Raw genomic sequence first — 9,303 nt, forward strand, 5'->3', positions numbered from 1 at the left:
GATTATGGCTTCGATCTCGATCCGCAATCTCGTCAAACGCTACGGCAATTTCACCGTGATCCCGGACCTCAATCTGGAGATCGCGGACCATGAGTTCGTCGTGTTTGTCGGCCCGTCCGGCTGCGGCAAGTCGACCCTGCTGCGTATCATCGCCGGCCTCGAGCCGATCTCGTCGGGAGACCTCTATATCGGCGACAAGCGCGTCAACGGCGTGCAGGCCGCCCAACGCGATATCGCGATGGTGTTCCAGGACTACGCGCTCTATCCGCACATGAAGGTCTACGACAACATGTCGTTTGCGCTGGAGCTGCGTGGAGTGCCGAAGGCGGAGATCGACGCCCGCGTGAAGCGCGCCGCCGCGCTCTTGCACATCGAATCTTACCTCGACCGCAAGCCGAAGGAGCTGTCCGGCGGGCAGCGGCAGCGTGTCGCCATGGGTCGCGCCATCGTGCGCAATCCCAAGGCATTCCTGTTCGACGAGCCGCTGTCCAATCTCGACGCCAAGCTGCGCGGGCAGGTGCGGGCCGAGATCAAGGCACTGTCGCAGCAGCTCAAGACTACCATGGTCTTCGTGACCCACGACCAGATCGAGGCCATGACCATGGCCGACCGGATCGTGGTGCTCCAGAGCGGCACGATTCAGCAGTACGACACGCCGGAGACCGTCTACGAGCGGCCCGCCAACCAGTTCGTTGCCGGCTTCATCGGATCGCCCGCCATGAATTTCTTCCAGGTCGAATGGCATGGTGATCGCTCAATCCTGCCGCAAGGCGGGACGGTGGTGCCGCTCGACAGCGAAACTGCAGGTCGCCTGCGGCAGGTTGGCAATGCCGTGCTTGGCATTCGTCCCGAACATTTTGCCGTGGCAGCGGATGCCGTCGACGGCATCGCCATCAACGTCAGGCTGGTCGAGCCGCTCGGCTCGGATACGCTGATCCACTTCGATCTTGCTGACGCGTCTGCCATTGCGCGCGTCGATCCGGCGCTGCGGCCGAAGGTCGGCGATCGCCTCAGCTTGCGTCCACAGCCCGGCAAGATGCATTTGTTCGATGCGTCCAACGGGCAGGTCTTGCGGTGAGCGCGTCGGGCAACATCGCCGATCTTTCGGCGCTGGCGGACGTCAAGGCGAAGCCTGTGCATGTGATTTGCCTCGGCCTGTCCGCGCTCGACCAGGTCTGGCGTGTCGATCATCTGTTCGCGGGTCAAAGCGAGAAGATCAAGGCCACCGGCTACGGCACACTCGGTGGCGGCATGGCGGCCAATGCGAGCGTCGCGGTGGCAAAGCTTGGCGCATCCGTCGCGTTCTGGGGGCGGGCAGGGGCTGATGCCGCCGGTCACGAGATGAAGTCGGCTTTCACCGCTGAAGGTGTCGATGTCGAGAACTTCCGGCTGTTTGCCGACGGCCGCTCGTCGGTCTCCGGGATCATCGTCGACAGCTCTGGCGAACGCCAGATAGTCAACTTTCGCGGCCTCTATCCTGAAGCCGCAGACTGGCTTCCGCTCGAAGCGGTTGCGCGCGCATCTGCTGTGCTGGCGGATCCGCGCTGGGTCGAGGGTGCCGCGACGCTGTTCAGCGAAGGGCGCAGGCGCGGCATTCCCACGGTGTTCGATGGTGATATGGCCGATGCCGAGGTGTTCGAGCGGCTGCTGCCGCTGACCGATCATGCGATCTTCTCCGAGCCCGCGCTCGCGGCCTTTGCCGGCTCAGCCAGTGATGACTCTCTGGCAGCGCTCGTGCGCTTCGGTTGCCGCGTTGTCGCCGTTTCGCGCGGCGAGGGCGGCGTCAGCTGGTGCGAGAACGGCCGGTTACACCGGCAGGCCGCCTATGCCGTCGACGTGGTCGACACGACGGGCGCGGGCGACGTCTTCCACGGCGCCTATGCGCTGGCAATCGGTGCCGGCCTCGATGTGCGGGCCGCCATGGCGTTTTCGGCGGCGGCAGCCGCGATGAAATGCCGTCACGCCGGCGGCCGCAACGGAATCCCTGAAATCAACGAGTGTCTTGCATTCATGAGGACGAAGCCATGAGAACGATTGGAAAGAACCGCGGCCTGGCACGGCTTGCTGACGCGGATGGCCACTTTCGCATGGTCGCGCTGGATCAGCGGCCGCCACTGTTCGATGCCATCGCCAAGGCCAAAGGCATCACGCGGGAGCAGGTCGAATATTCGGACGTCACGGCGGCCAAGCGTCTGCTCGTCGAGAATCTCGCACCGCATTGCAGCTCGATGCTGTTCGATCCGAATTTCGCCGTGCCCGCCGCGATCGATCTGCTGCCGCCCCGCTGCGGCCTGATCATGACATTGGAAGAACATCGCGTCGAGGAGACCGCCGGCGGCCGCAAGTCGCGCGCGATCACCAATTGGAGCGTGGAGAAGATCCGCGCCATGAGCGGCGACGCTGTCAAAGTGCTGGCCTGGTACCGGCCGGATGCCGATGCTGCGGTCAATGAGCACCAGAAGACGTTCGTGCGCGAGATCGGCGAGGACTGCGCCCGCCACGACATTCCATATGTGCTCGAGCTGCTGGTCTATCCGTTCCTGGGCAGCGCCAATCACACCGCCGACTACGTGGAATCGCCCGGTAAGCTCCCCGCTCTCGTCGTCGAGAGCGTGCGGGAATTTGCCAAGCCCGACTACGGCGTCGATCTGCTCAAGCTGGAGAGCCCGCTTGCGGCCAACAGCCTGCCAGCTCGCGACGGCAGCGCGGAAGCGAAGGCCGCACAGAAGGAGTTCGACGCGATCGGCGATATTTGTCGCGAACGCGGCATCCCTTGGGTGCTGCTGTCGGGCGGTGCCGCGCCCGAGGAGTTCGAGCGAGTGCTCGACTATTCCTATGCAGCAGGCGCGAGCGGCTTCCTTGCCGGCCGCACGATCTGGCTCGACGCCGTCCTGAAGAACTTTCCGGACCGCGCCGCAGTTTCGGCAAGCCTGCGCAAGGATGGTCTCGGCGTGCTGGGGCGGCTCAACGAGCTCACTACCGGCAAGGGCAGGCCGTGGAAGCCGCGCTTTCCAGTGTTCAACGACATCAAGCAAGAAGGTGACTTCGCGCGCGCTTATTGAGGTGATGGCGACCTCGCATGTTACGAGTTTAGTTGCTGGATCTCGAAAATGACGTCTGACACCTTCACCATCCGCTCGATCGAGGCATTCTGCTATCGTTATCCTCTCGCGACGCCGGTGGTGACGTCGTTCGGGAAGATGCTGAACCGTCCGGCCGTGTTCATCCGCGCGGTCGATGAGGACGGTGTCGAAGGGTGGGGCGAAGCCTGGTCCAACTTCCCCGCACCGGGCGCGGAGCATCGCACTCGCCTCGTTAATGAGGTGCTTGCCCCCGGTCTTGTGGGGCGCAAATTCGACGGTCCTGGGCAAGCCTTCGAGATCCTGACAAAGGGCACCGCGGTTCTGGCGCTTCAATGCGGCGAACCTGGCCCCTTCGCGCAGGCAATCGCAGGGATCGATCTCGCCCTATGGGATCTCTGTGCGCGCCGACGGCGCTTGCCTCTGTGGCGCCTGCTCGGCGGGCACGCCAGCGCGATTAAGGTCTATGCCAGCGGTATCAATCCCGGCGGAGCCGCGCAAACAGCCGAAGCGGCTCTCAAGCGGGGACATCGGGCGCTAAAACTGAAAGTCGGGTTCGGCGGCGAAACCGACCTCGCGAACCTCGCGGCCCTGCGCGCGATCGTTGGTACGGGCATGCTCGCCGCGGATGCCAATCAAGGCTGGTCGATGGAGCAGGCGTTGGAAATTCTGCCGCGTCTTGGCCGGTTCGATCTGCGCTGGCTCGAGGAGCCGATCCGTGCGGATCGGCCGCGTGAGGAGTGGCGAAGTGTGCGCGCAAGCGCGGGCATGCCGATTGCAGCGGGCGAAAATATTTCCAGCGTCGACGATTTCAGGGAAGTTCTGGCGGAAGTCGTGCTCGGCGTGGTCCAGCCCGACATCGCCAAATGGGGCGGCCTTAGCAAATGTGCCGACCTCGCACGCGAGATTCTGGCATCAGACAAGACTTTCTGTCCGCACTATCTCGGCGGCGGCATAGGGCTGCTTGCTTCGGCGCATCTGCTTGCTGGTATCGGCGGCGACGGCTGGCTGGAGGTCGATGCCAATGACAATCCCTTGCGCGATTTGTTTTGCGGTCCGGTCGCCAATGTGAGGGAAGGCACGATTCAACTGAACCACAATCCCGGGCTCGGAATAGTGCCTGATCTCTCCAATATCGAGCGCTATCGCAGCATCTAGACCAGAAAGTGAGACCTGTTGGCTTCCGGCCACAATGCCTCTCGCCTGATCGGCCTCGATCTCCTTGGCCATGACTTGCTCAAATTGGCTCATGATGGACTGGACCGATTCATGGGCAGAATAGCAGCGTCGAGATTTTCAACGCGCCAAGCTCCAGATTGATCCCTCTTCAAATTGAATCGCCGGGCGGACTTGTTTTCCATCGGAAGCCGCCGGATTCGTTGCACGTCGGCTGCTACCTCTTCCGAGCCAATCCTGCAGCGCACCCTCTTTGCTCGTCGATGCGCCCAACGCATGAAACACGGCACTGCTGATCGCCTGCTGCTGGCTGCGTAGATGATCTTCAAGAAGCTTGTGCCGCGTAATGTAGCCGGCGTTTACGCCGGGTATGGCATGGTTCATCAGGAGCTTGGCGTCGACCTCCGAGACTCCTGCTGCTGTCGCAATCGTACGGAAGGTTTGGCGGAGGTCATTACCCCACTTCGAAAGCATTTCCCGGTCCTCTTTTGTCTCCGCCAAATGTCCCGACGCGCTGTCGGCCGGAAACACCCACTCTTCTGCCTGCAGAGGATACATCTGTCTGCCGAAACGGACTGCGCGGATAAGGCAAAGTATCATCTGACGCGACAGCGGAATATCGAAGGCTTTCTTCTTGCCGCCCTTCGGTCTGGGCATGTGCAGCGTACGGCGCCTAAAATCGATTTGTTCCGGTTTGGCTTCCTGGAGCGCAGCAGGCCGAGAACCGCAAAGGAGGGTGAAGAGGTGGAATTCTCTGCGGACCGGGTTATCGAGGATGGCGAGCTGCGCGAACCAGTCCTTCAGGTCGGCCGATCCCATCCCGGTGTCCCTGCGCTCCTCCACGTTCCAGTCGACCGCGTCGGCCGGATTATCTGACGGCAGCGACCTGTTCGTCTTCCGAGCATGATTATAAATGGCCCGCAGAGTCCGCATGCTGCCATTGGCCATGTATGGCCCGTTCTCACTTGTGACTTTATCATGCTTCTTAGCCACCCGAGCTGGGTCGGTTGCGAGGTCATGGAGGGTAGTGTCGAGCCATTCCGCAAAAACTCGTTCGACGTGATCGCGGTAGCCCTCGATGGTCTTTTGGCTGCGGTTCTTGCGTATCAGATGCGCCTCGAGATATCGATCCCAAGCGAGCCTGAGAGTGATGCTCGCGACCGTCCCGCGAGTTTCCAACGCCGGAGCGAGACTCGTCCGTTCGGCTTGCTTCTCATCCTTCGGATGCTGTCCGCGGCTAATCTGAGCCAAGTACTCCTTAGCAGTGGCGCGCGCCGCTCGGGTGGATATCTCGCTGACGTCGCCGATGGAAACTCTAATGGATGAAGCCCGCTTGCCGTCTCGCCTGAGGTCACCTTGGACGGTAAAGGTCCTTTTTCGCTTTCCAATGACCACGAAAAATCCCTTCAATTCTGTATCACGCGCTAGGTACCAGCCTTCCTTCGGAGCGGGTAATTGAGCGATCGTCTTATCGGTGAGAGATATTCGGATATCGGTCATGGCGAGAGTCCACGGCTGCCAAAACGGTTATCAAACGGTGTTGGCGGATTGAGCAGTTGGAAGGTCTGAGTTCGACGTAGCGCGAAACTATGCGAGAAACCCCTACAAACAAAGGGGTTCTCGAAGGCTGGTCGTAGCGCGGCGTGCGTTTGGAAACTGCGGCGAAGGGATGGTGTTGAACTCTTAATCAGCGGGTCCCAGGTTCGAGCCCTGGTGCGCCCACCATCGCGAAATCAAGTACTTATAGAAGATTGTTAGTCCGTCATTCCGACAAGCTGAGTCAGCGGCTGTCACAACAAAATTATGGTACACGCGGCGCGATGCTCGATGCGTGCATGATGGGAAGGCGATCTGAATCGTGGGTTTGACTCCCACTCTCTCCGCCACGCTGCCTCCGCTCTGGCCAGCTTCCTGAAGAGGGCTCCGGTCGCCAACTCAAAGGACGACAAAGAGGAGCGCCGATTGGCTGCCTAGGTGCCGCGCCCGGCCTGTCATGTAATCTCAAACGGCACAGATGTCTTTCATGAGATGCGCGCATTGTTGGGGCGCTGCGCCTTTGATGGCGATGCTGAACGCCCTATACTGGCTGGTGATTCACGAGGGTAACTCGTCGGAAAATGGCGAAATCATCTAAACTGGTGACCATAAGGAAGGGACGAGTGCTTTTGGTCAGACGCAGGCGTGATAGGCTCTGGATGTTTCCAGGAGGCCGCAGGCGAGCGGGCGAGAGTGAAAGGAGCTGCCTCCGTCGAGAGATCGAAGAGGAGTTGCCTGAACTGAAACTTGGACGCCTGAAACTCTGGAAGGAAGTGAAGGGGAAGAACCGCCGGTCCGGCCGAAAAATGAGCGACGCAATTTTTCTTGCAACAAAAGCGGCCGGCCGCTTGAAAATCGGCGATAAGAAGGAGATCGATAGAGCAGTTTGGCGCAAGCCGCGCGGCATCAGATTGACCCCGACTTCGCGCTACATTCGCGATAAGCTATTTCCAAGCTGAAGGCGCCGTTAGCTTTTTCGAACCGATCAGGTTTACATCGAGCGCGAGACGGTGCTCAGCCATGATCCACATGCAATCTGCACGGCTGAGCTGGACGTGGCGCGGCAAGAGCATCGATCTTGGCTTCGATACCTGCGGGCAAGGACCCACAGTGCTGCTTCTGCCCGCGTTGAGTTCGATCTCGACCCGGCATGAAATGTGGCCCTTGCAGGAGCGCCTGAGTTCGCATTATCGAACGGTGTCTGTCGATTGGCCGGGGTTCGGAGATCAGCCGCGCCCCGCGATCGACTGGACACCTGACGCCTATTCGGCGTTCCTGGAGCATGTTCTAGACACGGTCGCTCCTCATCCCCACGCCGTCATTGCCGCGGGTCACGGCGCGACCTACGCGCTTGCCCATGCTTGCAGCCGAACCGGCTCGTTCGCACGGCTTGTGCTGCTGGCGCCGACTTGGCGCGGACCTCTGCCGACCATGATGAACGGACGCCGGCCTTTCTTGGATCGGCTTTGCAAGGCTGTCGACCTGCCGGTGGTCGGACCCGTGCTCTACAAGCTGAATGTCAATCGCCTCGTCGTTCGCTTCATGGCCGCCGGTCATGTCTATGCCGATCCGGCATGGCTGACCGGCGAGCGGCTGCGCGATAAGCTGGCGGTCACTCGGGCCGCCGGCGCTCGATATGCGTCGATCAGGTTCGTGACCGGGAAGCTCGATCCGCTGGAGACACGCGAGCAGTTCCTGGCATTGGCGCGACGGGCGGGGATCCTGATGCTGATGGTCTACGGCAATCAAACGCCCCCGCGATCGCGTGCCGAGATGGAGGCGATCGCTAAGGTCGACACGATCCAGAGCAGCTGTCTTCCTGAGGGCAAACTCTCTCTACATGAGGAGTTCGCCGCTGAGGTCGCGGACGTTGTCGCGCCATTTCTTGCGGCAGACCCGTAGCTCGCTGCTGGCCGGATCGGAGCCGGCCGCGGTCACTTGGCGGCTGATGAATGCTCCTTTCCGCCCATTTGAGCGCGTGGCCCCTTCGCCGTGTCGACGGTCTCCTATAGTACAAGAGGCAGTGGATCCTCCGACCTGTCAGTGGTGACCATGTTCGTCTCGTTCTTTCCCTGACCCAAGCTGTTCTTTCTCTCGGCCATCGTCTGGACCGCATTGGCGATGCTGGTCTGGTATGGCTTCGCAAATAACTTGTTCGAAGCAACTCAAAGGCCGATCGGAGTGACGACGTTCTGGTCGGCGCCGGCTCTTTGGTTCGACCTCTATTTTGCTGGGTGTGCCGTGGTCTTTGCGGCCATCTGGATGCTGTTCGCGCCGCATCCCTGGGCGAACTGGTCTATTCTCGGCTCCGCGCTGATCCTGTTCACGTCCTACTTTCAGGTCCAGGTCAGCGTGGCCATCAACAGCTGGTATGGGCCGTTCTACGACCTCATCCAGGCCGCGCTTTCGAAGTCGGCGCCGGTCACGGTCGAACGGTTTTACGCCGAATTATCGACCTTTGCTGGCATCGCCTTTGTGGCAGTCGTGGTCGGCGTGCTGACGCGGTTCTTTGTCAGCCACTACATCTTCCGCTGGCGGACGGCGATGAACGACTTCTACGTCGCAAACTGGTCGCGGCTGCGCACCATAGAAGGCGCCTCGCAGCGGGTGCAGGAAGACACCATGCGCTTCGCGAGCACCATGGAAGGTCTGGGCGTCAATCTCATCAGTGCCGTGCTTACTCTCCTGGCCTTCCTGCCCGTTCTCGTAAAGCTGTCCGGGAGCGTCACGGAGTTGCCCGTGATCGGCTCAATCCCGTATCCGTTGGTGTTTGCTGCGGTGATCTGGTCGGTATTTGGCACCGGCATTCTGGCTCTGATCGGTATTCGCCTGCCTGCGATCGAGTTTTTCAACCAGCGGGTCGAAGCCGCCTATCGCAAGGAACTGGTGCTCGGTGAGGATGATCCGGCCCGCGCCGATCCACCGACCCTGAGCGTGCTGTTCGGCGATATTCGCAGGAACTATTTTCGCCTCTATTTGAACTTCATGTATTTCAACATTGGCCGCATTGTCTACCTGCAGACCGACGTCATCTTTCCCTACGTCCTGCTCGCACCGACGATCATTGCCGGCAAGATCACGCTGGGAGCGATGAACCAGATTTTGAACGCGTTCACGCAGGTCCGAACCTCGTTTCAGTATCTCGTCAACGCCTGGAGCACGATCGTCGAGCTGATCTCGATCTATCAACGGCTTCGGAGTTTCGAGGCCAAGCTCCATGGCGAGCCGCTGCCTTCAATTGAGACAGAGACGGAGCCATTGTCGTTGGGATGATGCGAAATCCCAGCCCAGCTCTAACGAACTGGNACAGGTCTCTCATCTTGCCGGCTTCCGCGCCCAAGCGCAGAACACCAATTCCCACAGACAGGTGGCATTGTTTTGCTTGCGCTCAGCCAGAAGGCGCTCGTCGAGCGTATCGACGTCGGCGTCCGTCTCCGTCACGATGCCGTGCTTGAGCAGACGCGGGAGCACCGCGCGTATGATCGAAGCCACCGGATATTCTGCCGTCGGC

8 protein-coding genes and 1 pseudogene are annotated in these 9,303 nt (G+C 60.8%); 7 read left to right on the forward strand and 2 right to left on the reverse strand.

The window, feature by feature from the left end; translation table 11 throughout:
• Nucleotides 1–4 precede the first annotated feature (4 nt).
• Genes YUA_RS0122560 through YUA_RS0122575 form a run of 4 tightly spaced genes read left to right on the forward strand, consistent with a single transcriptional unit; the run spans nucleotide 5 to nucleotide 4,238 of the window.
• Nucleotides 5–1,078, forward strand: coding sequence for an ABC transporter ATP-binding protein (locus YUA_RS0122560; RefSeq protein ID WP_027532739.1), 1,074 nt, complete (start codon nucleotides 5–7; stop codon nucleotides 1,076–1,078).
• On the forward strand, nucleotides 1,075–2,028 hold the full coding sequence (locus tag YUA_RS0122565) for a sugar kinase (RefSeq protein ID WP_027532740.1): 954 nt from the start codon (nucleotides 1,075–1,077) through the stop codon (nucleotides 2,026–2,028). Before YUA_RS0122560 ends, YUA_RS0122565 begins: the two co-directional genes overlap by 4 nt.
• On the forward strand, nucleotides 2,025–3,062 hold the full coding sequence (locus YUA_RS0122570) for a tagatose 1,6-diphosphate aldolase (protein WP_027532741.1): 1,038 nt from the start codon (nucleotides 2,025–2,027) through the stop codon (nucleotides 3,060–3,062). Before YUA_RS0122565 ends, YUA_RS0122570 begins: the two co-directional genes overlap by 4 nt.
• 48 nt (nucleotides 3,063–3,110) lie before the next feature.
• Nucleotides 3,111–4,238 carry a mandelate racemase/muconate lactonizing enzyme family protein gene (locus YUA_RS0122575; RefSeq protein WP_027532742.1) on the forward strand — a complete coding sequence of 376 codons (1,128 nt, stop codon included), beginning with the start codon at nucleotides 3,111–3,113 and terminating at the stop codon, nucleotides 4,236–4,238.
• 138 nt (nucleotides 4,239–4,376) lie between these two features.
• On the opposite strand, the gene YUA_RS0122580 is transcribed toward YUA_RS0122575, so the two are convergent.
• A complete protein-coding gene (locus YUA_RS0122580) occupies nucleotides 4,377–5,756 on the reverse strand; it encodes an integrase family protein (protein ID WP_027532743.1) in 1,380 nt (459 codons plus the stop codon).
• A gap of 617 nt (nucleotides 5,757–6,373) precedes the next feature.
• Between YUA_RS0122580 and YUA_RS48540 the strand changes: the two genes are divergently transcribed.
• The 3 genes from YUA_RS48540 (at nucleotide 6,374) to sbmA (ending at nucleotide 9,065) form a co-directional block, all read left to right on the forward strand.
• A complete protein-coding gene (locus tag YUA_RS48540; RefSeq protein ID WP_084292785.1) occupies nucleotides 6,374–6,751 on the forward strand; it encodes an NUDIX hydrolase in 378 nt (125 codons plus the stop codon).
• Between the two features lie 61 nt (nucleotides 6,752–6,812).
• A complete protein-coding gene (locus tag YUA_RS0122590) occupies nucleotides 6,813–7,694 on the forward strand; it encodes an alpha/beta fold hydrolase (RefSeq protein ID WP_035971471.1) in 882 nt (293 codons plus the stop codon).
• A gap of 180 nt (nucleotides 7,695–7,874) precedes the next feature.
• The gene (gene sbmA, locus YUA_RS44750) at nucleotides 7,875–9,065 is read left to right on the forward strand and encodes a peptide antibiotic transporter SbmA (RefSeq protein WP_245285228.1); all 1,191 of its coding nucleotides are present in this window, start codon (nucleotides 7,875–7,877) and stop codon (nucleotides 9,063–9,065) included.
• Nucleotides 9,066–9,107: 42 nt separating this feature from the next.
• Here the strand turns inward: sbmA and YUA_RS0122600 are convergent.
• Nucleotides 9,108–9,303: pseudogene (locus tag YUA_RS0122600) on the reverse strand (methyltransferase); the annotation flags it as partial.

Source organism: Bradyrhizobium sp. WSM3983, from assembly GCF_000473045.1.
GTDB lineage: Bacteria > Pseudomonadota > Alphaproteobacteria > Rhizobiales > Xanthobacteraceae > Bradyrhizobium.

What these genes read in the sequence shown, in the direction of transcription:
- YUA_RS0122580 (WP_027532743.1), bottom strand. Translation starts at nt 5,756, where the DNA reads ATGACCGATATCCGAATATCTCTCACCGATAAGACGATCGCTCAATTA.
- YUA_RS0122590 (WP_035971471.1), top strand. Translation starts at nt 6,813, where the DNA reads ATGATCCACATGCAATCTGCACGGCTGAGCTGGACGTGGCGCGGCAAG.
- YUA_RS0122570 (WP_027532741.1), top strand. Translation starts at nt 2,025, where the DNA reads ATGAGAACGATTGGAAAGAACCGCGGCCTGGCACGGCTTGCTGACGCG.
- YUA_RS0122575 (WP_027532742.1), top strand. Translation starts at nt 3,111, where the DNA reads ATGACGTCTGACACCTTCACCATCCGCTCGATCGAGGCATTCTGCTAT.
- YUA_RS0122560 (WP_027532739.1), top strand. Translation starts at nt 5, where the DNA reads ATGGCTTCGATCTCGATCCGCAATCTCGTCAAACGCTACGGCAATTTC.
- YUA_RS48540 (WP_084292785.1), top strand. Translation starts at nt 6,374, where the DNA reads ATGGCGAAATCATCTAAACTGGTGACCATAAGGAAGGGACGAGTGCTT.